Raw genomic sequence first — 22,561 nt, 5'->3', positions numbered from 1 at the left:
GCTTTTTCGAAACCGTTCACCGAAAACCGGCGTTGAGCACGAGAAACGTCAGGCAAAACAGATGGAGCGATTCATGACGACCCGAACAGCGGCGGTCTACCGTATGGTCATGGAGGACCATGTCTGTCCCTATGGCATCAAGACGGTCGATCTCCTCACACGGCAAGGCTTCGAGGTCGAGGATCATCACCTGACCAGCAGGGAGGAAACCGACGCATTCAAGGACAAGCACAACGTCGAGACCACCCCGCAGACCTTTATCGAAGACAAGCGCATTGGCGGCTATGACGATGTCCGCGAGTTCTTCGGCAAGAGCCGTTCGCAGCCAGAGGAAGGCGAGACCAGCTATCAGCCGGTCATTGCGATTTTCGCGGTCGCGCTGCTGCTCGCGCTAGGGCTGAGCTGGGCGTTTTTTGACGATCTGTTCACCGTCCGGGCCGCGGAATGGTTCGTCAGCCTGTCGATGACCCTGCTCGCCGTCCAGAAGCTTCAGGACGTGCGCAGTTTCTCGACAATGTTCCTCAACTACGATCTGCTCGCACGGCGCTGGGTGCCCTATGGCTTCGTCTACCCGTTCGGCGAAGCCGCTGCCGGCATTCTGATGACCGCAGGCGCGCTGACCTGGCTCTCGGCCCCGCTGGCATTGTTCATTGGCACCGTCGGCACTGTCAGCGTCTTCAAGGCTGTCTACATCGACAAGCGTGAGCTCAAATGCGCTTGCGTCGGTGGGGGCAGCAATGTGCCGCTCGGCTTCGTCTCGCTGACCGAAAATCTGTTCATGATCGGAATGGGTCTGTGGATGGGCGCGAAGCTTCTCGCATGATCACCGCGCTCCTTCTCGCCGTCTTTCTGTTCCTTGCAGCCGTCGCTTCCCACCTTGCCATTCTGGGTGTCGGCCACCGGCTTCTCGATCGCCGCCGCGATACGCTGGGAAAGCTTGCAGTCTCGCTACTCGTGCTCGCGTCGCATTTCCTGGTCGCGATCCTTTTTGCCGCAGGTTTCTGGCTGGGCGCGCAATGGGGCCTGGGAGGGTTCGACAAGGCGCCTTCCATGGACTGGATGGACTACTTCTATTTCTCGCTCATCAACGTGACCACACTGGGCCTGGGCGACATTTATCCGACCGAGCACCTGAGAGTTCTCGCCGGCGTCGAGGCCCTTACCGGCTTCGCTCTCATCAGCTGCTCGGCGCAGCTATTCTGGACCATGATGCAAAAAGGAGAAAAAGCATGACCGAAAAGACCTCCCACTCGGACAAGGGAGGGGGCGGCAGCTACTGGCGATTCATGGCCATGGTGTCGACCTCGACCGTGATCATGTTCTTCCTGATGTATGCCAACACCTTTACCGTCGATGATCTTTTCTGGAGCGAAACGCGCTTCTGGATGATGTTCGTCATGGGTGCGATGATGATGGTCGTCATGCTGCTCTTCATGTGGGGCATGTACAAGGACCGGACCAAGAACTTGATCATCCTGGGCGTCGGGGCCTTTGTGTTCGCGCTCGCACTATGGCTGGTGCGCAGCCAGACCACCGTTGACGATACCGAATATATGGCAGCAATGATCCCGCACCACTCAATCGCGATCATGACCAGCGAACGCGCGAGCCTGAAAGATCCTCGCGTGCGCGAACTCGCGCAGGCCATCATTGTCGCACAGCGCCGCGAAATCGCCGAGATGAAATACCTCATAGACGATATCGAGCAGAACGGTCCTCGAACCGAAGAACGCCTGCCCGAGGAGATGCAGCCATGAACAAGATAGCTTTCACGGCGCTCATCGCGCTACCGCTTGCCGCCTGCAATTCGAACACCGCTCCGGGCAACGACCGCGAAGCCCAGCTCGACCCGCCTGCCACTGCCGCGCCGATCGAGGATGCGGCCAGTGCACTGGCAAATGTTGACTCAGGCCTCATGCTTCCCGGGACCATGAATGACGCGGATCTTGCTGCTCTGGGCGCAGGACAGGCCTGCCAGTTCCGCCTGACCGAAGTGGCCTTTCCCTCATTTGTCTATGACGGCGACGGGGGCGGAGCAATCAAGATCAATGGCAAATTGATCCCCGTCACTGCCGATGGCCCCGGCAGCTATTCGAACGGTGAGCTTCGGATCAGAACCCGCATGCTGGATGATGAAGGCGATGCGAGCCTGCAGATGCAGGAGATGATCGTGGCAGCGCCAAGAGCCAAGGATGAGTTTGGCTTTTGGGGCTATACCACCTGTCCAGCCGAGGGAGCCTGATACTGGCAGGGCGCATGGGCGGGCCGTCGGTTACCCCATGCGCCCGCGCCTCCGCCCTTCGTCGCCCTCACCAGTTTTAACAGGAACAAGCAGATGACCGATACGAGGCCCATCGCTGTCTTCGGCGCAGGCGGGAAGACCGGCACCGAGCTACTGAGGCATGCCCTTGCCCGGGACATACCGATCCGCGCCTTCGAACACACGGTGCCCGGACCAGACGAGCGGGTGGGCGACTTCGAATATATCGAATGCGATGTGCTGTCGGACGATTTCGCTGGCGATCTCGATGGCTGCCGCGCGGTTATCTCGACCCTCGGTGTCGCTTTTGGTCCGGGCAATGCGATCGATCCACCGCCGCTTTATACCGATGGCACGCGCAACCTGCTCGGGGCGATGGCACAGACGAAGATCGACCGCATTGCCGTGATCTCCGCTGCCTTTGTCGAACATCAGTCGAGCGTCCCGGCCTGGTTTGAGCTCACCGCCAAGCCTGCATTGTTCAATATACTCGAGCAGATGCGCGCCATGGAAGCGATGCTCAGCGACGCCCAAGGTATCAAATGGACGGCCGCACGGCCGGGCTGGCTGCTGGATGAGCCTTACACCGGCGATGCCGTCATTACGGACGAACGCTTGGCAGAAGGCTGTTTCCGCTGCCGTCATGCTGATCTAGCGGCGAGCCTGCTTGAATTCGTGTGCGAAGATACCTGGATCAACGCAAAGCCTGCCATCGGCAGGCCCGAAGCCGAACGTTTCGAAAGTCCTGCCGCCATCAAGGCCGAACTCGGGATCGATTAAACGTCGTAACATTTTTCAATCTGTAACGAGCCCGAACGTTACAAGTTGTGAGCAACAGACAAGGAAGTCGCATGTTTCTGGAGAAAATCAAAACCCCCGGTCTCTCACACCTTTCCTACATCATCGGCTCGGGCGGAAAGGCAGCGGTCATCGATCCGCGCCGGGACTGCGAGGTCTATGTCGAAAAGGCCCGGGCCGAAGGGCTGGAGATAACGCATATCTTCGAAACCCATCGCAATGAGGATCTGCTCAGCGGCTCGCCGATCTTGGCCAATTTGACAGGAGCCACGGTCTATCACGGGCCCAACGCGGCAGGCGAAGTCATCTTTGCCAGGACCGCGCGCGAAGGCGATTGTTTCGAGCTGGGTCAATTGAAGATCGAAGTGCTTGAAACACCTGGACACACCGACGATCATCTCGCTTTCGTCATCCATGACAGCGAATATTCCGAGGGGCCGGTCGGCGTCTTTACCGGCGATGCCCTGTTCGTCGGCGATGTCGGGCGCACCGATTTCTATCCCGAGCGCAAGGAAGAAGTCGCGGGCCTTCTATTCGACTCCCTGCAGAAACTTTGCGGCCTCGGCGATCAGGCGATTATCTACCCGGCGCATGGTGCGGGCTCGGTCTGCGGGTCGGGAATGGCGGACCGGGAATTCTCGACAATCGGCCACGAGCGGCGCAACAACCCGCGCCTGCGCATCTCCGACCGCGACGAGTTCATCGAGGCGAAGGTAGCAGAGCACCACTACCAGCCGCCCTATTTCCGGCTGATGGAGCGGCTCAACCTTGCAGGGTCCGATGCCGCGCCGCGCGTCATGCGGCCAAGGCGTCTGGGGCTGGAAGACCTTAGCGAGAGCGGCGCCGATCACCTGGTCGATGTGCGCGAGCCGCTCGCCTACGCTGCCGGCCATCTGCCGGGTGCCATGTGCCTTCCGGTTGGAATGATACCGGCCTTTGCCGGATGGTTCCTCGGTGAAGGCGACAGGATCGCCCTCATTGCTTCCGAGGAAGGCCAGCTAGCCCAGGCCATGGCCCATCTGGTGCGCATCGGTCTCGATAATGTTGTGGGCGGCTATGTCGGCGTGGTTCCAGCCGCCGCACAGGGCAAAGCGATGCGCAGCATTCCCATGATTGGCACCGAGGAAGTCGCGCGCAGGCTCGATCAAGACAGCGGCGAGTGGACCTTGCTCGACGTGCGCGACGCGGACGAACGGCAAGAAGCAAGCATCGACGGCTCAGGACATATCTATGTCGGTGAGCTCAACACGCGGTGGGAAGAGCTCGACCGCGACCGCCACTACACGCTGATGTGCGCGAGCGGCATGCGGGCGAGCGTTGCGGCGGGTTGGCTGGCCAGCAAGGGTTTCGAGCACCTCGATATCTATCTGGGCTCTATGGGGGCGTGGACAAACGCCTCCGGCTGAAGCGCCAAAATCTTGAAAAGCAAGCCAAAATCTTTTGCGAGATTTTGCTCGTATGTGGTAGGTGAGCTTGCTCTTCGCTCAACGAGCAGCGCGACCGGGCGCTTTATCCATCGAGTGACTTCCTGGTCCTCGAACGAAGACGAATGCCAGCGCCCCCAGGATAGCGATATTTTTGAGCAAAGGACCTGTGTGACCTGGGGCGATATGGATCGCAAGAGTTATCGGAACGAGGGTAAGAAATAACGCGGTGCATGAGAGCCGGGTCATCCACCCCAAGGCCAGTGATGTTCCTGCACCGATGAAAACCAAGCCAGACAGCCACAAAAGAATGGACGCATCTCCAATTAGAGCAACGTGATCTTTCCATGGCGACAATGCCATCCGGCCCAGCATATATTCATGCGCAAGAAAATGCCCCAATCCGCCTATGATGAATATGAGGCTCAAACAGAGGCGGAAGACCGGATCGATCAATCGCACTTTTGCGGCCCATGTCGCTAGGCTGTTTTCCATATTCCGGATCATAGAGTTCTTTCCCCCTCAGGTTGATACGTCGATGGCAGACTTATTGGGTGCGCGGACCAGTTTCTTCGGGAGGCGTCTGTGGTTCACCCAAAACGTTGACCGGCAGTTTCAGATAGATCGTACCGTTTCCTTCTGCGCGAGGCATATTCCCTCCGCGAATGTTGACCTGGATTGATGGCAGGATGAGGCGCGGCATACCCAGCTGGTTGTCGCGCTCCTCACGCATGGCTACAAATGCATTCTCGTCGACCCCGGCATGGATATGAATGTTGCTGTGCTTTTGTTCTTTCACCGTCGTTTCCCATTGGTGCTGCGAGCGGCCCTCCGGCAGGTAGTCGTGGCACATAAACAGCCGCGTCTCCTCCGGTAGCTCGAAAATCCGGCGAATAGAGCGATAGAGCGTGCGTGCATCGCCGCCGGGAAAATCGGCCCGCGCCGTGCCGTAATCGGGCATGAACAGCGTATCGCCGACAAAGGCGGCGTCTCCGATAACATAGGTCATGCACGCGGGCGTATGTCCCGGCGTATGGAGTGCCTGGGCCGATATGGCGCCTAGGTCAAAGCTGTCATTATCGGCAAACAAATGGTCGAACTGGCGTCCATCGCGTGGCAGGTCCACTCCGGCATTGAATATCGGCCCGAAGGTGTTCTGCGTGACGGTGATCTCGCTACCAATAGCAAGTTTGCCGCCTAGTGCGCGGCGGATGTAGGGTGCGGCGGAAAGGTGATCGGCATGGACATGGGTTTCCAGGATCCACTCGCACTTGAAATCCATTTGCCGGACGAATTCGATCACTTTATCGGCGGACTTAGTCGCCGTTCGCGCCGCTGCGGCATCGAAATCGAGCACCGGATCGATCACCGCGCACGCCTTGGTTGCAGGATCGGACACGACATAGGTCACGGTGTTCGTGTTCGTGTCGAAAAATGCCTCTATGTCGGGTTTCATCGAATAGTCTTTTCGTATGCTGGTTGAGAGCGGTTCTGCGTAGGTCAGTCCTGCGCCCGGTCGACGTAATTACGGACGAAGTTTTCCAGCGCCGGTTCGTCGCACACGAAGCCCATATCCGCCGCCTTCTGTAGGGTCGCATCGCCGCTCATTCCCTGCTGCGACGCCAGATGCATTATTGTGAAGGCTCCTGCGCGCTTGCCCGAGGCGCAATGGACCAGCACCGGCTTCGGAAGCGCTTCGACACTGGCCCTGAACTCATCGACGAGCTCGTCCGATATGGTGCCGCCCGCCACCGGCAAGTGACAATATTCAAGGCCGAGCGATGCCACCACTTCACCTTCGCGGTCCGGGGCGAGAGGCTGATCCGCCTCATCCTGGCAGCGCAGGTTGACGACCGCCTTGTAACCATCCTCCGCCAATGCGCGCAGGTCGCCCTCGGAAGGCGGAGCGGTCGAGACGGCGAATCTGCCATTGAGGATCTTGATTTGGGTCATAAGGCATCATCCTGGTTCAGGTTCAAAGGTCCGGGTCCGCGATTGCGCGGCAGCAGATTACGATTGACTTTATATTCATACCTTCGCATATATGCAAGTATGAAAGCCGAAGATATTCGCGATCAAGCCGAAAAGGCGGTGGCATTGCTCAAGGCGCTGGGCAGCCACAACCGCCTGATGATCGCCTGCCAATTGGTTGAAGGCGAGCGCAGCGTGGGCGAGCTGGCCGAACTGCTGGAACTTCGGGAAACCGTGGTTTCGCAGCATCTGGCGCTTATGCGGAAGGATGGCCTGGTCGCAGCGCGGCGCGATGGCCGCACGATCCATTATTCGCTTTGCGGCGATGCGCCGCGCCGGGTGCTGGAAACGCTCTACGCCATCTATTGCAGCTCCGCCGACGATACGACCGGTCCAGCAGACGGCCATTGAACAGGCTTTCAGTTATGTTGGACAATCCCGGATGATGGATATCGGCGTCATCGTGGCGCTCCTATCGCTTACCTCGGGCCTCCTCGTGGGCTTTTCGCTTGGACTACTCGGCGGTGGGGGATCGATCCTCGCAGTGCCGTTGCTTGTGTATGTCGTCGGTGTTCACGACACCCATGTCGCTATCGCCACGTCCGCTGCTGCGGTGGCGGCCAGCGCCTTGGCAAACTTATTGTTCCATGCGCGAGGCGGCAATGTGAAGTGGCGCTGCGCAGGCCTATTCGCAGCATTCGGCGTTGTCGGAGCTGCCGCCGGATCAAGCCTGGGAAAAATTACATCGGGCGATCTGCTTTTGGGCCTGTTCGGTCTGGTGATGATTGTCGTCGGCCTCTCGATGCTGCGCGAGAAATCGGGCGGATCCGACCCGGATGTCCAGCTCACCCGAGCCACGGCGCTGCGCCTCACCCCGCGCCTCGCGTTCGGAGGATTGCTGGTAGGCGGACTGTCCGGTTTCTTCGGTATCGGCGGGGGCTTTCTGGTGGTGCCGGGTCTGGTTGCCGCGACGGCCATGCCGATTCTCAACGCGATCGGCTCCTCGCTGGTCTCTGTAGCCGCTTTCGGTACGACCACAGCCGCCAATTACGCCCTCGACGGACTCGTCGATTGGGAGATTGCCGCGTTTTTCATCGGCGGCGGCGGTATAGGCGGCTGGCTGGGTACTCGCGCATCGAACCTGTTGGCTAAGCGCAAACGAGCGCTGAACTTTATATTCGCGGCGGTCATCATCCTCGTTGGCATCTTCATAAGCGGCCAATGGGCGATAACAGCCATAACGTGATCGCTGCCTTTTCGAACCGAATTGTCCGAAGGATCAACACTGCTGTTCACCGGGCGAAGCTCAAGCCGCGCAGACGCAGGGCGTTGCCGATCACAGACACCGAAGACAAGCTCATCGCCGCTGCCGCGATCATCGGGCTGAGTAGCACTCCGAAGAATGGAAACAGTACGCCTGCTGCGACCGGAATGCCGAGCGTATTGTAAGCGAAGGCGAAAAACAGGTTCTGCCGGATGTTGCGCATCGTTCCGCGCGACAGCACGGTGGCCTGCACCACTCCTGTCAAATCACCACGAACCAGTGTGACCCCGGCGCTTTCGATCGCCACATCGGTACCAGTGCCCATGGCAATACCAACATCGGCGGCAGCCAGCGCAGGAGCATCGTTGATCCCGTCCCCGGCCATGCCGACCCGGCGACCTTGCGCTTTCAGCTCTTCGATCTTGCGGTGCTTGTCTTCGGGCGAGACATTGGCGTGTACCTCGTCGATACCCATTTCGCGCGCGACCGCTTCGGCAGTGCCGCGGCTGTCGCCCGTGAGCATAACGACCCGGATATCGCGCTTGTGCAGAGCCGCAATGGCCGCTGCACTGGTAGGCTTGATCGGATCGGCCACCGCGATGAGCCCTGCCGGACAGCCATCGAACGCAACGAACATCACCGTCTGACCCTGCTTGCGGCCATTTTCGGCCGAGCCGAGCCAGGCCTCGTCATCGATCCCGACGCGCCGCATCATCTTTTCGTTGCCGATCGCAACCCGGCCCCCCTGGACATTGGCTTCAACACCTTCCCCGGTCGTCGAAGCGAGATCCGTGGCATTGGCGGGCGAGACGCCGCGCGCTTTTGCGCCTTCGACGATGGCATGGGCCAGCGGATGCTCGCTGCCCATTTCGACACCTGCAACCGCTGCCAGGAATTCAGTTTCGTCGATGCCGTCTGCAGGCTTCACCGCCACCAGATCGGGCTTGCCTATCGTCAACGTGCCGGTCTTGTCGACCACCAGCGTATCGATCTTCTCGAGTGTCTCCAGCGCTTCGGCATTGCGGATCAGGATGCCGTGCTGGGCACCCTTGCCTGTGCCTGTCATGATCGACATCGGCGTAGCGAGGCCAAGCGCGCAGGGACAAGCGATGATCAGGACCGCAATGGCATTGACCAATGCGTAGGCAAGCGCAGGGGCGGGACCCCAGATTGCCCAGACCACGAAGGTGGCGATGGCGATCACAACCACCGCAGGCACAAACCAGCCAGCCACCTGATCGGCGAGCCGCTGGATCGGTGCGCGGCTGCGCTGCGCGTCGGCCACCATCTGGACGATCTTGGACAGCATCGTGTCCTTGCCCACGCCGGTTGCGCGCATGACGAACCCTCCAGTCTGGTTGACCGTGCCGCCGATGACAATGTCGCCAGCCTGTTTGGCGACCGGAAGCGGTTCGCCGCTGATCATGGATTCATCGATCGCGCTCGATCCCTCCTCGATTTCTCCATCGACCGGAACCTTATCGCCGGGGCGGACGCGCAGACGATCGCCTGTGGCCAGCTGGTCGAGCGGCACCTCGCGCTCATCGCCGGAGCCGAAGATCTTGACCGCGCTGGGCGGTGCCAGCTCGAGCAATGCGCGCAAGGCGCTCGAGGTCGAACCCCTGGCCTTGAGCTCGAGGACCTGTCCGAGCAGAACGAGCGTCGTGATGACCGCTGCCGCCTCGAAATAGACCCCGACCCGTCCCGAATGGTCGCGGAACGCTGCAGGGAACAGATCGGGCGCGACCGTCGCCACGACGCTAAAAAGATAGGCGATGGCCACGCCGAACCCGATCAGGGTGAACATGTTGAGATTGCGCGTCTTGAGCGACTGGATGGCCCGAACGAAGAACGGCCAGGCGCCCCATAGAACCACCGGGGTTGCGAGCGCAAATTGCGCCCACTGCGCCCAGGCCGGTTCTATCAGACGGTCGAAACTGAGCCCCGGTGCCATGTCGCTCATCGCATAGACGAACAGAGGCAGCGTGAGCAGCGCGCTCCACCAGAACCTACGCAGCATGTCGACCAGTTCGGGGTCGGGGCCATCGCCCAGCGAAACGGTTTCCGGTTCGAGCGCCATGCCGCAAATCGGGCATGAACCCGGCCCGGGCTGGCGGATTTCAGGGTGCATCGGACAGGTGTAGATCGTGCCTTCGGGCACATCCTCGACCGCGTCGAGATGCGCGCCCGAGAGATAGAGCTCGGGATCGGTGACGAACTTGTCGTGACAGCGCGGCGAACAGAAATAGTGTGTCGCGCCCTCATGCGTCGCGATATGCTGAGCCCCGTCGATTGCAACGCTCATGCCGCATACCGGGTCGATCGCGGTACCCTCGATCACACTCTGGTCCTTGCTCATCGCCTGTCCTTCCTAGCTCTTCACGACTACGAACTGCCCCATCATGCCTGCATCCTCGTGTTCGAGAATGTGGCAGTGATACATGTAGGGCAGGTCTGGGTCGGTGTGTTCTTCAAAACGCAGGAGAAGGCGTACCTGCTCGCGCGGGTTGACGATCACGGTATCCTTCAAACTGGTTTCCAATGGTGGGGGCGCTCGGCCATCGCGGTCGATCACACGAAACTGGACGTTATGGATATGAAACGGGTGGGCCATCATCGAAGCGTTGGCGATCTCCCAGATTTCCCATTGGCCGACTGGCACACGTTCGTTGATCACATTCATGTCCATCGCAGCACCGTTAATGGACATTCCGCCGCCCATCATGCCCATGTCGAGAACGAAACGCCGGGTTCGGACGGCTGACGACGGGTCGGTTGGAGCAAGCGATGCCAGTTGTGTCGGCACCCTGATGCGCTGGGCCGAACTTGCCGGCCTGATATCGAGGATTTGAAACACGTCTGCGGAAGCATCGCCGCTATCGCCGCGCCCCGTCATCCCGCCGCCCATCATTCCGCGTCCGCCCATCATGCCCATGGCGTTTTCGGGACTGCTGGCAAGAAGGCGAAGCGGGCGTCCTTCCGAGAGATCGATAATTACCTGCGCGCGCTCCCCCGGGGCGAGCCTGACCGAGCGGACGATGTGCGGACGATCGAGCAAGCCGCCATCGCTCGCGATCAGTTGCATCGAACGATCACCTTCGAGCGAAAAATCGTAAAGGCGGGCGTTCGATCCATTGAGGATGCGCAGCCGCAATTGGCCTGTCTGTGCGTCGAACACAGCGTTTTCAGTGCCGTTGACGAATATCCGGCTCCCGCGCACGCCCATCATCCGCGCGTGCATACTCAGCGGGTACACCAAGCGGCCGGATCCATCGATCACGCGGTCCTGCACGATCAGCGGAATGTCGTCGACGCCATAGTCGCTCGGCAAGTCGAGGCGCTCTTCCTCGTCGTCGCGAACATAGATCGGTGCGGCGAGCCCGGCATAGACCTGCGGCCCGGCTCCGCGCTCCAAGTGTGAATGATACCAGTAGAGCGAAGCCCGCTGGCGAACTTGGAAAGAAGGCCTCCAGCGTTCGCCGGGACGGATCAACTGATGCGGTCCGCCATCGGCTGCGGCAGGAAGTTCGAAACCATGCCAATGGACCGTAGCGCCTTCGGCCAGCTTGTTGTCGATATGGAACTGCACCCACTCGCCCCGGCGCATTTCCAGCGTCGGTCCCAGATAGGGTGCGTCGATGCCGATGGTGGGCGAAGCAACACCGGTGACGAATTCCTTCTGGCCTGGGGTCAAAGACAAGCGGAAAACCCGTGCGCCCTGCTCAATCTCGCCACGCTGCAAGGGCGGTATAGCGAGCAAATTGGATCCGTCAGTGCTGTCCAGCATCGATGCGTCTTGCGCTTTGCATCCCGCAAGCGGGAACGCGGCAAAGCCTGCAGCAGCAAAACCAGCGCTTTTGATCAGTGTGCGGCGGTCCACGGGGAATGCCTGGGTTATGCGGGGTGTCCGGATCATGCTCCTCCTGTTTCGCGATGGGCGGCACCAGATTTGCCTGGCACCGCCCAACCGATTTACTCCTTCGTGATCGACGTGATCACACTGCCTTCAGAACCAGTACGAAATTCAAAGGCAATGCCCTCACCGACGCTTACTTCGCTGCGCAGTTGCTCATCGGCTTCGAACGCCATGGTCATTGCCGGCCATTCGATTGCGGGAACCGGGCCGTGGTCGACGGTGATCGTACCCGCTTCGGCGTCGATGGCGGTGACGGTGCCTTGCGCACTCGCGGACTGCATTGCGTTGCCGGTATCCGCCATCGGCATATCCTGGCCGTCCATCATCATTGCATCTTCAGCCATCGGCATGTCCTCCATCTCGGCAGTGTCCTGGCCAGAATCGCAGGCTGCCAGCGCCAGCGGCGCGGCCAATAGGGTTATGAGGGTTGTGTGACGCATTCTTCTTCTCCTTGGGGTTGGGTTGGCCGTTCCGGCCGGGGACGACGCAGCAACAGATAGGCTGCGGGAAGCACGAACATGGACAGGAGCGGCGCGGTGATCATCCCGCCGATCATCGGCGCGGCGATGCGGCTCATCACTTCGGAGCCAGCCCCAGTGCCGATCAGGATCGGAAACAGGCCGGCGAGGATGACCGCGACGGTCATTGCCTTGGGCCGGACGCGCAACAATGCCCCTTCACGGATGGCGGCGGAGACTTCCTCCGCATCCGGGTCCTCACCGCGCCGCTCCAGCGCAGCTTTCAGATAGATCAGCATGATGACGCCAAATTCGGCTGACACCCCGGCCAGCGCGATGAAGCCGACGGCGGTCGCGACCGACTGGTTGTATCCCATCAGGTAAAGCAGCCAGAAGCCGCCTGTCAGCGCGAACGGCAAGGTGCCCATGATGAGCAGCGCCTCGTCGAACCGGCGGAAGATCAGGTAAAGCAGCAGGAATATGATCGCGAGCGTAGCCGGAACGACGATCTGCAGACGTTCGTAGGCCCGCGTGAGATATTCAAACTGCCCGGCATAGGACAGGCTGACGCCCGGAGGCAGATCGACCTCGGCCGCGATAACCTCCTGCAGATCGCCAACCACAGAAGACAGATCGCGCCCGCGCACATCGATATAGACATAGCTTGTGGGACGGCCCTGTTCGCTCTTGAGCATGGGCGGGCCGCTGGTCACACGCACCTGCGCAACGGTACCAAGCGTGATCTGCTGACCAGACGGGGTCAGCACCGGCAGATTGCGCAGCTCGTCGACACTGTCGCGGATCTCGCGCGGATAGCGAACATTGATCGGGTATCTTGCGAGGCCTTCGACTGTACGGGCCACATTGGCACCGCCAATTGCGCCGGAGACGATCTGCTGCACGTCGGCGATGTTGAGACCGTAGCGGGCCGCTTCCAGCCGGTCGATATCGACATCGACATAGCGGCCTCCCGACAGCCTTTCAGCCAGCGCAGAACTGACGCCGGGAATGTTCTTTGCCGCCTGTTCGATCTGGAGCGCGACGCGTTCCAGCTCGCCGAGATCTTCGCCCGAAACCTTGACCCCGATCGGGCTCTTGATCCCGGTTGCGAGCATGTCGATCCGGTTGCGGATCGGCGGCACCCAGACATTGGCAAGGCCAGGCACCTGCACGGCGCGGTCCAGTTCCTCGACCAGCATATCCGGTGTCATGCCCTCGCGCCACTCATCGCGTGGTTTGAAGCGGATGGTCGTCTCGAACATTGTGAGAGGGGCGGGATCGGTGGCGGTATCGGCGCGCCCGGCCTTGCCGAACACGGTTTCGACTTCCGGTACGGTCATGATCAGCCGGTCGGTGCGCTGTAGCAGCGCTGACGCCTCTCCGGGAGACAATCCAGGCAGGGCGCTGGGCATGTAGAGCAGGTCGCCTTCGTCGAGCGGCGGCAGGAATTCGCCGCCAAGCCGCGAGAAGGGAACGAGCGTGGTCAGGAAGACCAGCCCAGCGATGACCAAAGCGGTCTTCGGGCGGCGCATCACCCAGTCTAGCCCGGGCCGATAGGCCCGGGTCAGCACGCGATTGACCGGGTTGCTGTCCTCTGCCGGAATCTTTCCGCGCACCAGCCATCCCATCAGCACCGGAACCAGAGTGATCGACAGGATCGCAGCAGCCGCCATGGCATAGGTCTTGGTAAAGGCCAGCGGTGCGAACAGCCGTCCCTCCTGCGCCTGCAAGGTGAACACCGGCAGAAACGACAAGGTGATGATCAGCAGGCTGAAAAACAGCGCCGGGCCGACTTCCTTCGAGGCATCCGCGACGATCCGCCAGCGCTCCTGGACGGACAGAACCGTGTCAGGGTTCTCCTCGGCCCAGCGCTCCAGATGCTTGTGGGCGTTCTCGATCATCACCACCGCAGCATCGACCATCGCGCCGACCGCGATGGCGATCCCGCCAAGAGACATGATGTTCGCGTTTACGCCCTGAAAGCGCATCACGATGAAGGCCGCGAGCACGCCGAGCGGAAGGGTGACGACCGCGACGAGTGCCGAGCGCGCGTGCCACAGGAACAGCAGGCACACCAGGGCAACGACAATGAATTCCTCGATGAGCTTGGAGGTCAGGTTTTCGACCGAAGCATCGATCAATTGCGAACGGTCGTAGGTGGTGACGATCTCGACCCCTTCGGGCAGGCTTGCCTGCAATTGTTCGAGCTTCGCTTCGACCGCCGCAATTGCGCTGCGCGCATCGGCGCCCTGGCGCAGAATGACGATACCGCCGGCAACCTCGCCTTCGCCGTTGAGTTCCGCAATGCCGCGCCGCAGCTCCGGGCCGATCTGGATATTGGCCACATCGTCCAGCGTTACCGGAGTGCCGCCCGCTTCGGCGCGCAAGGGTATGCTGCGAAAATCCGCCAGCGTGCCGAGATAGCCCGAGGCACGGACCATATATTCGGCCTCGCCCATTTCGACGATAGAGCCCCCGGTTTCCTGATTGCCTGCCTGCACCGCGCGGACCACTTGCGCGTGCGTCACGCCCAGCGAAGCCATGCGATAGGGGTCGAGCACGATCTGGTACTGCTTGACCATGCCGCCCACGCTGGCGACTTCGGCGATGCCGGGAATGGTTTTCAGCTCGTAGCGCAGGAACCAGTCCTGCAGGCTCCTGAGCCCGGCCAAGTCGTGACCGCCGCTGCGGTCGACCAGCGCATATTCGTAGATCCAGCCCACCCCGGTTGCATCAGGGCCGAGTGTGCTCTGAACCCCGTCGGGCAAGCGGTTCTGGACCTGGTTCAGATACTCCAGAACGCGAGAGCGCGCCCAGTAGAGGTCGGTCCCGTCCTCGAAGATCACATAGACGTAGCTGTCTCCGAAAAAGGAATAGCCGCGCACGGTCTTGGCACCGGGGACCGACAGCATGGTCGTGGCCATCGGATAGGTCACCTGGTCCTCGACGATACGGGGCGCCTGACCTGGATAGTTCGAGCGGATCACCACCTGTACATCGGAAAGGTCCGGCAGGGCATCGACGGGCGTCGTCCGTACCGCCCAGAAACCGGCCAGCGCCAACCCGATCGCTGCCAGCACCACGAAAAAGCGGTTGGCGATCGAGCTATCGATGATGCGCGCGATCATTGGCCGATTTTCCGGATCGAGACGATGCGCGGCCCCGTACTGGCTTGCACAAATGTGAAGGAGACCCGGTCGCCGCGCGCAAAACCGCGCAGCTGTTCCGGTCCTTCGCTGGCAAAGGGCATGGTCATTGCCGGCCATTCGAGCGCAGGCACCGGACCGTGGCGCAAGGTCACGCTGTTGGCGTTTATGCGCTCGATCGTCCCGGTCGCGCGATAAGTCTGCGGTTCATCTGCATCGTCCGACCCTCGGTCTTCGCTCGCACCGGATGGTGCCTGATCGACGGGACGCACGTCGATGCCCGCAAGGCTGGCTTCGGAATCGAGCAGGAACTGGCCCGAGGTGACCACTCTCTCTCCTGCAGCCAGCCCGGCAAGGACTTCGGTCCGTCCGTTCGCTTCGCGGCCGATACGGATTTCGGCGGGCCGATAGCCGCCACCTCCCTGCGCGATCATCGCCAGGGTCCGCTCGCCGGTGCGAATGACAGCTTCCGAAGGGACCAGCAGCGCTTCGCGCCGTTCAGGCGCGAGCATCACTTGGGCAAACATTCCCGGCTTGAGCCGCAGGCCCGGATTGGGCATCGCTGCCCGCACGGTTATCGTGCGGCTCGCATCTTGCGCGCTCGGCAGAATGGCGATGATGCGTCCGGCAAACCGTTCGCCGGGAAAGGCAGTGAGCGTGGCGCTCACCGGCTGCCCGACACGCGCGTTGCCAGCCAGTGCCTCGGGTACCGCCGCCTCGAGCCAGATCGGACTGTACCCGCTGATCTCGGCCAGCGATTGGCCCGCCGCCACGGTCATGCCCGGCCTTACTGCGAGCGACGTGATCGCGCCCGATTGCGGTGCTGTGACGGTGATGATCGTTTGCGGTCTTCCGCTTCGGGTGACCGAGGCGATCATCGAGTCCGGCATGCCAAGCAGCCGCAGGCGCTCGCGGGCGGCCCGGGTCAACGCTTCGTCGCCGGTTGCGGCAACAGCAAGATACTCGTTTTGTGCGCCGCCCCATTCGGGCACAAGAATGTCGACGATCGGAGCGCCTCTGGCAATCAGGTCCTGCGGTGCATGGCCGTAGGTCCGCTGAACATAGCCGCCGGCGCGCGGCTGAACGATCGCCATCTCGCTGCCGTTATATGCGAGCGTGCCGGTGACGCTGATTTCAGGCTCCAGCACGCCATATTCCGCTTCAGCAGTCCGGATCCCGAAATTCTGGACGAGCGTCGAATCGATACTCACACCCCCGGCGCCCTGCGCGTCGCCGCCCGCGCATTTGGGGACCAGCTGCATGTCCATGAAAGGAGATTTGCCCGGCTCGTCGAAGCGCTGGTCAGGGACCATCGGATCGTACCAATAGAGCACGTCCTCGCAGCCCGTATCTGTCGCTGCATCGCCGCCGCTCTCGCTGCCGAGCATTGAGAGACCGTAGCCCGCCAACAGACTGACCAGAGCAATACCAAGTCCAGCCGCATACATGCGCTGGCGCGGTGTGAATCGTTCGAGCGCGGAGTTCATGGCCTGCTCTCCCCGTAGGTCAGTCGCAGCCTCACCGCCGCCTCGACAGCTGCCTGTTCGCGCTCGAGTATCTCCAGTTCGAGCAGCGCGAGCGCGGATTTCGCCGCAATCACATCGACGAGATCGGCACGCCCGGCCGCGAAACTCGCTGTATCGAGGTCCGCGCGGTCGCGCGCCAGCGGAAGAAGCTCGTCACGCGCGCGTCCCCATTGCCGCACTGTGCTGCGCCAGGTTGCCAGATCAGCTTCGAAACCGGCAACCAACGCGCGCCTGCGATCCTCGCGCTCGGCCGATGCGGCAGCGGCTTCGGCTTCGGCAGCGGCAATGCGCGGATTCTGCCGCCGGTCGGTAAAGATCGGCAGTGTAATGGACCCCATGATCGACACCGCATCGCCGAAATCAGGATTGCGGCGACCATAGGTGACGCTCACCCCGAAATCGGGTCGTTTCTCGGCGCGTGCGAGCGCGACACCGGCTTCGGCCCGGCCTCGTTCGGCATCGGCCAGCAGGATTTCGGGATTGCTTTCGAGCTCGAACCGCAGCTGCTCCTCATCGAGGACAGCCGATGGCGCGGCTCCCAAAGCAACCGGATCTGCGAGCGGTATATATCGGGAAATCTGCGCTTGCGCAGTCTCGCGCTCGGCTTCGATAGCGGTAATCGCGTCTTCAATTCCGAGTAGCTCGCGCCGGATTGCCAGGCTCTCCGCCGGGCGGGCCGACCCCGAAGCAACTGCACTGTTGGCAACCGGAACGAATGCTCTCAGGTCGTCCAGCGCAGCCTGGGCAAGATCAAGCCGCGCTTGCGCATAATGGAGCCGGACCCAGGCCGTGCCCGCATCGGCGAGAAGAATACGCTCGGCCATGCCAAGGCGTGCCTCGGCGAGCCGCACTTCCGAACTGGCAACGCCGAACCTCGCCCGTCGACGGGCGAGATTTGGGATTTCCTGCTCGATACCGATTGCGATCTGCGTGGGGAGTTGCCGGTCTGGGTCGAACGCGGCAGGTCCGGTCACAGGAAGGTTCATGATACCTGCGCGTACGCGCGGATCGGGAAGCTCATCCGCCGCTTCCGCTGCCTCGCGCCGCGATTGTACACGCAGCGCGCCAGCTTCCAGAACGGGTTGTTCGCCTCGTGCTACCGCCAGTATTTCCTCGTATCCGACAGACTGTGCTTGGGCAGTCTGCGCGGCGAGCAGGGCCGAAAACGGCACCCAGCCAATGCGCCAATCCATAATTCTTACTCTTTCAAAGCGAGCTGACCGGGAAGGGCCACGGCGCACGCGGGCGAGCAACCGGGCGCTGGGCCTGTTTATCCGTCAAGCTCGCAAGCGGCGCGATGCACCGCCCGGGAAATGCTAGATGGTGAGCTGGGGTTGTGGAGGTGGCGATTCCGGCGGTAGCGGCTGGCTCTCGAGCCTGCTGGCACTCGCGGAAAGGTACTGAGGCGCAACAAAAAGCGATTCTGTTTGCGCAAGTCCCGCAGCGGTGAGCGCCAGCGGCGGGAGACAATTCATAGCAACAAGACAATCGAGTGTCATCTCGCGGCAAGGCCCGTGCTGATCGACCTTGTCCTTATCGGCGATCACCTGCCCGGGCATTGGGTGATTGGGCATGCCTTGCACCATTTCAGCGCAATCAGTCGTTCCGGCCACTTCAATCTGCGGAACAGCTGCCTGTGCTGCGACCTGCACAAACAGGCCGAAGCTGAAGCAGATCAAAGTAAGAGCACGAATATACGTCACCGGTTTGGGATAGTCCGAACGCATACGACGTGCAAGTCGGTTATCAGGCTGAAGACAAAGGCCAGATTTATGTTTTCGCTTCAGCAAACCCGAAGCCCAAACCTATTGCCCAAATTTGCCTAACAGCAACCTGACTTTGACGCTTCCTCGGTGGGTTCCGATACCTCACGCACCAGATCGCCGGTCTCTTTTTCGTTCGCATGCCGAGCAATGTCGGCTTGTGAAACGATGCCGCAACATTTGCCACTCTCGTCCACAACAGGAAGCCGCCGAACTTTGTTGTCCTCCATTTTGCTGCGACAATCATCGACACTCGTGTCGGGTGTCACAGTAATCGGAGAGCTTGTCATCACGTCTTCTACCGACGTGTCAGAAGACTTGCCGTCTGCAACGCAGCGACAAGCAATGTCACGATCGGTAATCACACCGACAAGTGTGCCGGAATCATCTACAACCGGAATTTCGCCGCAGTCGTTTTTCACCATGAGATTAGCGGCCTCCCGTACACTGGTCGAAGGATTGCAGCATGCAGGATTCGAGGTCATCACATTCTTGGCTTCCATGATATGTCTCCAATTTCTATTAAATACCTGAATATTTGCGTACCATTGCAACGGCGAGGCGCCGGATAATGTTCCTCTCGCATTTCCGGATGAAATCGATATGGACGAACGGGCACGGTCATGCCGAACGAAAGCTGTAGAATGGCATTCGCCACCTCATGGAAGGCGCTAGCATCTGAATAGGCCTTACCCAGAAGCCCAGGAATACAGAAGTATGGGTCCGCCGAGAGGCGTGAGGCACAGGCACCGGCCCGCTTCATTGCTCTTCACAGTCTCCGCTGCGATAGCCGCCCTAATGCAAATGTCTGCCCGCTTTATGAAGAATTCGCGGCCATCTCTCGTCTCAGTCTTCATGATGTTGAAGATCGGGTAGCAGCGATAAGTCACTGCTCTTTCAATAGACCGTGTGCGGGACAATCATCGAACGCTCCTATCGATCTGATCGAAAACCACCCTCTGGCCAATTCCAGACGGCCATTTTTTCAAAGCTCATATCCGCCATCGTGTAGGCGATCCCGCCGACACCAAGGCCGGAGCGGCGCAGACCTGCAAAAGGCATCCAGTCGACGCGGAATGCCGTATGGTCGTTCACCATCACAGCCGATCCCGCGAGAGACTGTATGCAATGATTGGCGATTGACAGCCGATCGGTGAATATAGCGGCCTGAAAGGCGTAAGGCAGGGCATTGGCCTGCTCGATAGCCAGGTCGATATCGTCATAGCCATACACGCAGATCACGGGGCCGAAGATTTCTTGCCGGGACACATTGGCACTTTCGGGAGGATCGACAATGACGGTCGGAGAGAAAAGAGTGTCACTCAGACGGCTTCCCCCGCAGACCAGGGTGCCGCCTGCTGCAATGGCTTCATCGACCCAGCGTTCGACGCGGTCGACTTCCTCCGTCCGGATCAAGGGGCCGCATTGGGTTTCAGCAACGGCGGGATCGCCCACGACGAGCTTTTCGGCAGCTCGCCCTAGGTCATTGGCGAAGTCTTTCAATTCTGCAGCAGGGACGAATACGCGCTGTACGGAAACGCAGACCTGACCCGAATGATAGAACCCGCCTTTGAGCAACGAGGCGATCACTGCTGCGCGCTCCACGCCGCTGTCCACGATTACCGGCGCCGCACCGCCGTGCTCGAGAGCAATGCGGGTTCCGGGCGCCAGCTTCGAGCGAAGCATCCAGCCGATTTTCGCAGAACCGATGAATGAGAAGAACGCCGTGCGCGAATCGGTTACCATTCTTTCGGCGATGTCGTTGCCGCAAGGTGCGAACCGGCACCAGGCCTCAGGCAGGCCGGCTTCATGGAGAATGCTCACGAAGCTCTGGCATGACAGAGGTGTTTCCAGCGCAGGCTTGATAAGAACGGGGCACCCGGCTGCTACCGCCGGTCCAACCTGATGGACGATCAGGTTGAGGGGGTGATTGAATGCCGAGATCGCCACGACAGGACCGATCGGCTCGCGGAATGTATACGCCGTCCTACCCGCACCCGCTTCTGTCAGGTCCATGGGGATCTCGTGGCCCCCGCCATCGCTCAGCGCCTGAACGCACAAGTCGACGCTATTGATCGCGCGACCGGCTTCCACCCGCGCATCGACCAGGGGCTTCCCGCCCTCCCTGACGATCTGGAGAGCCAGTTCTTCGGCTCGTTCGCGCATGATATCCGCCGTTCGCCGGAGGATGGCGATACGCTCATGCACAGCAAGCCAGCAACTGCGTTCGCGGTGGAGCAACTGCGCTTCATTCAGCCATTCATCGATTTGAGCCCAGTCGACAAGCGCCACTTCTGCAATCGGCGAGCGGTCGAAGGGATTGTGAACGATCGTTTTCATAGCTCGCACACCTTCGCGCCGAGTTCGTCGATCAGCACCTTCTTGTTTTCGGAATAGTCGACGGGCAGGTCGACAAGGTGCACGCCGCCAGCCTCGAATGCGGCGTTCAGGACCGAAACCAGATCCGCGCTTCGCTCGACACGGTGGCCGGTCGCTCCATAGCTCTTGGCATAAGTGACAAAGTCGGGATTGGAAAAGGTCAGGCCGTAGTCCGGAAAGCCGAGCTGGCCCTGCTTCCACCGGATCATGCCGTATGCCGCGTCGTTCAGGATGAGCACGACGAGGTTCAGGCCAAGCCTGACGGCCGTTTCCAGTTCCTGCGAGTTCATCATGAACCCGCCATCGCCGCACACCGCGAGAACCCTGCGCCCGGGCGTGAGAATCGCCGCCATCATGGCGGATGGAAGGCCCGCGCCCATCGTCGCCAATGCATTGTCGAGCAGAATGGTGCCAGGCTCATGAGCGATGTAGTTTCTAGCGAACCAGATCTTGTAGATGCCGTTGTCGAGCGCGACGATATCATCGCGTGCCATTACGCTGCGAACGTCGGCAACGACGCGTTGGGGAACCATTGGAAAACGGTCGTCGTCGCTGGTTTCGGAAATGTGCGAAGCAATCTCGTGATGCAGGGCGGTGTAGTAGCTGCGATCACACTGCAAGTTGCCATCCAAACGGTTTCCCAGCCGCTCGACCGAACCGGCAATGTCACCGATGACTTCCAGCTGCGGGAAATAGACCTGATCGACTTCGGCCGCCTTGTAATTGATATGAATGACAGTCTGACCGTCCGGCTCCATGAAGAATGGCGGCTTCTCCACCACGTCGTGACCGATATTGACGATCAGATCGGCCTTCTCGATCGCGCAGTGAACATAATCGTCCGAAGATAGGGCCGCGGTGCCCAGATAGAGTTCGCTATCTTCGTCGACCACGCCCTTGCCCATCTGGGTGTCGAAAAAGGGAAAACCGGTATCGGACACGAATTTCCGCAGCGCCTTCGAAGCGCGGCGGCGGTTTGCTCCGGCTCCGATTAGCAGCAGTGGCCGCTCAGCCGCGATGATCCGCTCGGCCGCTTCGTCGAGCGCCGCATCTCCGGCGACCGCATAACGCCTTTGATGCGGCGGTATGACCGGTTCGATCGTTTCCTCTTCAGCAATATCTTCCGGAAGCTCGAGCAGCACAGCGCCCGGTCTTTCTTCCTGAGCAAGTCGGAAACCTTCGCGAACGAGCGAGGGGATGCGATTGCCGTTCACGATCTGGGTCGAAGCCTTGCATAGCGGAGTAAACAGCGAAACAACGTCGACAATTTGGAACTGCGCCTGTTTCGATGTCTTTATCGGTTTCTGCCCGGTGATGATGATGAGCGGAAAGGCCCCGAGCGCGGCATAGGCCGCCGGAGTTGTCAGGTTCGTCGCACCAGGCCCGAGAGTTGCGAGGCAAACCCCCGCCTTGCCGGTCAGACGGCCATAGGTCGCCGCCATAAAGCCCGCACCTTGCTCATGGCGCGTCAATACCAATTCGATTGAGGACGTGCGCAGGGATTCCAGCAGGTCGAGGTTTTCTTCGCCGGGAACGGCAAAGATGTATTCCACCTTTTCAGCCTCTAATGCAGCGATAAACAAGTCAGAGGCTTTCATTTTCGATATTCCCTTTTCAGAAGCATGAATGCCCTACGGCAATGCTTTCTCACTACAA

At 60.6% G+C, this 22,561-nt stretch carries 21 protein-coding genes; 8 read left to right on the top strand and 13 right to left on the bottom strand.

Going from position 1 to position 22,561, the window contains the following annotated elements:
• Window positions 1-73: 73 nt before the first annotated feature.
• The 6 genes from PF049_07640 (at window position 74) to PF049_07615 (ending at window position 4,464) form a co-directional block, all read left to right on the top strand.
• Window positions 74-823 (top strand): glutaredoxin, encoded by a 750-nt coding sequence (locus PF049_07640; GenBank protein WBY15490.1) that lies wholly within the window; start codon window positions 74-76, stop codon window positions 821-823.
• The gene (locus PF049_07635) at window positions 820-1,233 is read left to right on the top strand and encodes a potassium channel family protein (GenBank protein ID WBY15489.1); all 414 of its coding nucleotides are present in this window, start codon (window positions 820-822) and stop codon (window positions 1,231-1,233) included. Before PF049_07640 ends, PF049_07635 begins: the two co-directional genes overlap by 4 nt.
• Window positions 1,230-1,757, top strand: coding sequence for a DUF305 domain-containing protein (locus tag PF049_07630; protein ID WBY15488.1), 528 nt, complete (start codon window positions 1,230-1,232; stop codon window positions 1,755-1,757). The genes PF049_07635 and PF049_07630 overlap by 4 nt, the downstream gene beginning before the upstream one ends.
• Window positions 1,754-2,242, top strand: a complete 489-nt coding sequence (locus PF049_07625) for a hypothetical protein (protein WBY15487.1) — start codon at window positions 1,754-1,756, stop codon at window positions 2,240-2,242. The genes PF049_07630 and PF049_07625 overlap by 4 nt, the downstream gene beginning before the upstream one ends.
• Before the next feature lie 93 nt (window positions 2,243-2,335).
• Window positions 2,336-3,040, top strand: a complete 705-nt coding sequence (locus PF049_07620; GenBank protein ID WBY15486.1) for an NAD(P)H-binding protein — start codon at window positions 2,336-2,338, stop codon at window positions 3,038-3,040.
• Window positions 3,041-3,111: 71 nt separating this feature from the next.
• Window positions 3,112-4,464, top strand: coding sequence for an MBL fold metallo-hydrolase (locus PF049_07615; GenBank protein WBY15485.1), 1,353 nt, complete (start codon window positions 3,112-3,114; stop codon window positions 4,462-4,464).
• Between the two features lie 78 nt (window positions 4,465-4,542).
• Here PF049_07615 and PF049_07610 read toward each other — a convergent pair whose 3' ends face one another.
• From PF049_07610 to PF049_07600, 3 genes are read right to left on the bottom strand one after another with little or no spacing between them, the layout of a single operon-like run.
• Complete coding sequence (locus PF049_07610) at window positions 4,543-4,989, bottom strand: DoxX family protein (protein WBY15484.1); 447 nt, start codon at window positions 4,987-4,989, stop codon at window positions 4,543-4,545.
• Between the two features lie 40 nt (window positions 4,990-5,029).
• Complete coding sequence (locus PF049_07605; GenBank protein ID WBY15483.1) at window positions 5,030-5,938, bottom strand: MBL fold metallo-hydrolase; 909 nt, start codon at window positions 5,936-5,938, stop codon at window positions 5,030-5,032.
• A gap of 44 nt (window positions 5,939-5,982) precedes the next feature.
• Window positions 5,983-6,435 carry a protein tyrosine phosphatase family protein gene (locus PF049_07600; protein WBY15482.1) on the bottom strand — a complete coding sequence of 151 codons (453 nt, stop codon included), beginning with the start codon at window positions 6,433-6,435 and terminating at the stop codon, window positions 5,983-5,985.
• Between the two features lie 99 nt (window positions 6,436-6,534).
• On the opposite strand from PF049_07600, the gene PF049_07595 reads away from it, so the two are divergent.
• Both PF049_07595 and PF049_07590 read left to right on the top strand, forming a co-directional pair.
• Entirely contained in the window at window positions 6,535-6,864 is a 330-nt protein-coding gene (locus PF049_07595) for a metalloregulator ArsR/SmtB family transcription factor (protein WBY15481.1), read from the top strand.
• A gap of 31 nt (window positions 6,865-6,895) precedes the next feature.
• Window positions 6,896-7,699, top strand: coding sequence for a sulfite exporter TauE/SafE family protein (locus tag PF049_07590; GenBank protein ID WBY15480.1), 804 nt, complete (start codon window positions 6,896-6,898; stop codon window positions 7,697-7,699).
• Window positions 7,700-7,745: 46 nt separating this feature from the next.
• Here PF049_07590 and PF049_07585 read toward each other — a convergent pair whose 3' ends face one another.
• The 10 genes from PF049_07585 to PF049_07540 all read right to left on the bottom strand — a co-directional run bounded on the left by PF049_07585 (window position 7,746) and on the right by PF049_07540 (window position 22,503).
• On the bottom strand, window positions 7,746-10,076 hold the full coding sequence (locus PF049_07585) for a heavy metal translocating P-type ATPase (protein WBY15479.1): 2,331 nt from the start codon (window positions 10,074-10,076) through the stop codon (window positions 7,746-7,748).
• 12 nt (window positions 10,077-10,088) lie between these two features.
• Window positions 10,089-11,597, bottom strand: coding sequence for a multicopper oxidase domain-containing protein (locus tag PF049_07580; GenBank protein ID WBY15478.1), 1,509 nt, complete (start codon window positions 11,595-11,597; stop codon window positions 10,089-10,091).
• 92 nt (window positions 11,598-11,689) lie between these two features.
• Entirely contained in the window at window positions 11,690-12,073 is a 384-nt protein-coding gene (locus tag PF049_07575; protein WBY15477.1) for a copper-binding protein, read from the bottom strand.
• Window positions 12,052-15,219, bottom strand: a complete 3,168-nt coding sequence (locus PF049_07570; GenBank protein WBY15476.1) for an efflux RND transporter permease subunit — start codon at window positions 15,217-15,219, stop codon at window positions 12,052-12,054. The genes PF049_07575 and PF049_07570 overlap by 22 nt, the downstream gene beginning before the upstream one ends.
• Window positions 15,216-16,724, bottom strand: coding sequence for an efflux RND transporter periplasmic adaptor subunit (locus PF049_07565; GenBank protein WBY15475.1), 1,509 nt, complete (start codon window positions 16,722-16,724; stop codon window positions 15,216-15,218). The genes PF049_07570 and PF049_07565 overlap by 4 nt, the downstream gene beginning before the upstream one ends.
• On the bottom strand, window positions 16,721-17,956 hold the full coding sequence (locus PF049_07560) for a TolC family protein (GenBank protein WBY15474.1): 1,236 nt from the start codon (window positions 17,954-17,956) through the stop codon (window positions 16,721-16,723). Before PF049_07560 ends, PF049_07565 begins: the two co-directional genes overlap by 4 nt.
• A gap of 123 nt (window positions 17,957-18,079) precedes the next feature.
• The gene (locus tag PF049_07555) at window positions 18,080-18,466 is read right to left on the bottom strand and encodes a hypothetical protein (protein ID WBY15473.1); all 387 of its coding nucleotides are present in this window, start codon (window positions 18,464-18,466) and stop codon (window positions 18,080-18,082) included.
• A gap of 119 nt (window positions 18,467-18,585) precedes the next feature.
• Complete coding sequence (locus tag PF049_07550; GenBank protein ID WBY15472.1) at window positions 18,586-19,029, bottom strand: CBS domain-containing protein; 444 nt, start codon at window positions 19,027-19,029, stop codon at window positions 18,586-18,588.
• A gap of 430 nt (window positions 19,030-19,459) precedes the next feature.
• On the bottom strand, window positions 19,460-20,866 hold the full coding sequence (locus tag PF049_07545; protein WBY15471.1) for an aldehyde dehydrogenase family protein: 1,407 nt from the start codon (window positions 20,864-20,866) through the stop codon (window positions 19,460-19,462).
• Window positions 20,863-22,503 (bottom strand): acetolactate synthase large subunit, encoded by a 1,641-nt coding sequence (locus PF049_07540; protein WBY15470.1) that lies wholly within the window; start codon window positions 22,501-22,503, stop codon window positions 20,863-20,865. Before PF049_07540 ends, PF049_07545 begins: the two co-directional genes overlap by 4 nt.
• Between the last annotated feature and the right edge of the window lie 58 nt (window positions 22,504-22,561).

It is taken from the genome of Erythrobacteraceae bacterium WH01K (genome assembly GCA_027941995.1).
GTDB lineage: Bacteria > Pseudomonadota > Alphaproteobacteria > Sphingomonadales > Sphingomonadaceae > CAJXSN01.
Note: the sequence above shows the minus strand (reverse complement) of the source record. Positions and strands in the feature narration are given on the sequence as shown.

Bases quoted from the DNA above. Each gene is read 5' to 3' on its own strand.
- PF049_07540 (WBY15470.1), bottom strand. From the start codon at position 22,503: ATGAAAGCCTCTGACTTGTTTATCGCTGCATTAGAGGCTGAAAAGGTG.
- PF049_07550 (WBY15472.1), bottom strand. From the start codon at position 19,029: ATGGAAGCCAAGAATGTGATGACCTCGAATCCTGCATGCTGCAATCCT.
- PF049_07600 (WBY15482.1), bottom strand. From the start codon at position 6,435: ATGACCCAAATCAAGATCCTCAATGGCAGATTCGCCGTCTCGACCGCT.
- PF049_07615 (WBY15485.1), top strand. From the start codon at position 3,112: ATGTTTCTGGAGAAAATCAAAACCCCCGGTCTCTCACACCTTTCCTAC.
- PF049_07565 (WBY15475.1), bottom strand. From the start codon at position 16,724: ATGAACTCCGCGCTCGAACGATTCACACCGCGCCAGCGCATGTATGCG.
- PF049_07560 (WBY15474.1), bottom strand. From the start codon at position 17,956: ATGGATTGGCGCATTGGCTGGGTGCCGTTTTCGGCCCTGCTCGCCGCG.
- PF049_07610 (WBY15484.1), bottom strand. From the start codon at position 4,989: ATGATCCGGAATATGGAAAACAGCCTAGCGACATGGGCCGCAAAAGTG.
- PF049_07575 (WBY15477.1), bottom strand. From the start codon at position 12,073: ATGCGTCACACAACCCTCATAACCCTATTGGCCGCGCCGCTGGCGCTG.
- PF049_07625 (WBY15487.1), top strand. From the start codon at position 1,754: ATGAACAAGATAGCTTTCACGGCGCTCATCGCGCTACCGCTTGCCGCC.
- PF049_07570 (WBY15476.1), bottom strand. From the start codon at position 15,219: ATGATCGCGCGCATCATCGATAGCTCGATCGCCAACCGCTTTTTCGTG.
- PF049_07595 (WBY15481.1), top strand. From the start codon at position 6,535: ATGAAAGCCGAAGATATTCGCGATCAAGCCGAAAAGGCGGTGGCATTG.
- PF049_07585 (WBY15479.1), bottom strand. From the start codon at position 10,076: ATGAGCAAGGACCAGAGTGTGATCGAGGGTACCGCGATCGACCCGGTA.
- PF049_07605 (WBY15483.1), bottom strand. From the start codon at position 5,938: ATGAAACCCGACATAGAGGCATTTTTCGACACGAACACGAACACCGTG.
- PF049_07640 (WBY15490.1), top strand. From the start codon at position 74: ATGACGACCCGAACAGCGGCGGTCTACCGTATGGTCATGGAGGACCAT.
- PF049_07545 (WBY15471.1), bottom strand. From the start codon at position 20,866: ATGAAAACGATCGTTCACAATCCCTTCGACCGCTCGCCGATTGCAGAA.
- PF049_07630 (WBY15488.1), top strand. From the start codon at position 1,230: ATGACCGAAAAGACCTCCCACTCGGACAAGGGAGGGGGCGGCAGCTAC.
- PF049_07635 (WBY15489.1), top strand. From the start codon at position 820: ATGATCACCGCGCTCCTTCTCGCCGTCTTTCTGTTCCTTGCAGCCGTC.
- PF049_07590 (WBY15480.1), top strand. From the start codon at position 6,896: ATGATGGATATCGGCGTCATCGTGGCGCTCCTATCGCTTACCTCGGGC.
- PF049_07620 (WBY15486.1), top strand. From the start codon at position 2,336: ATGACCGATACGAGGCCCATCGCTGTCTTCGGCGCAGGCGGGAAGACC.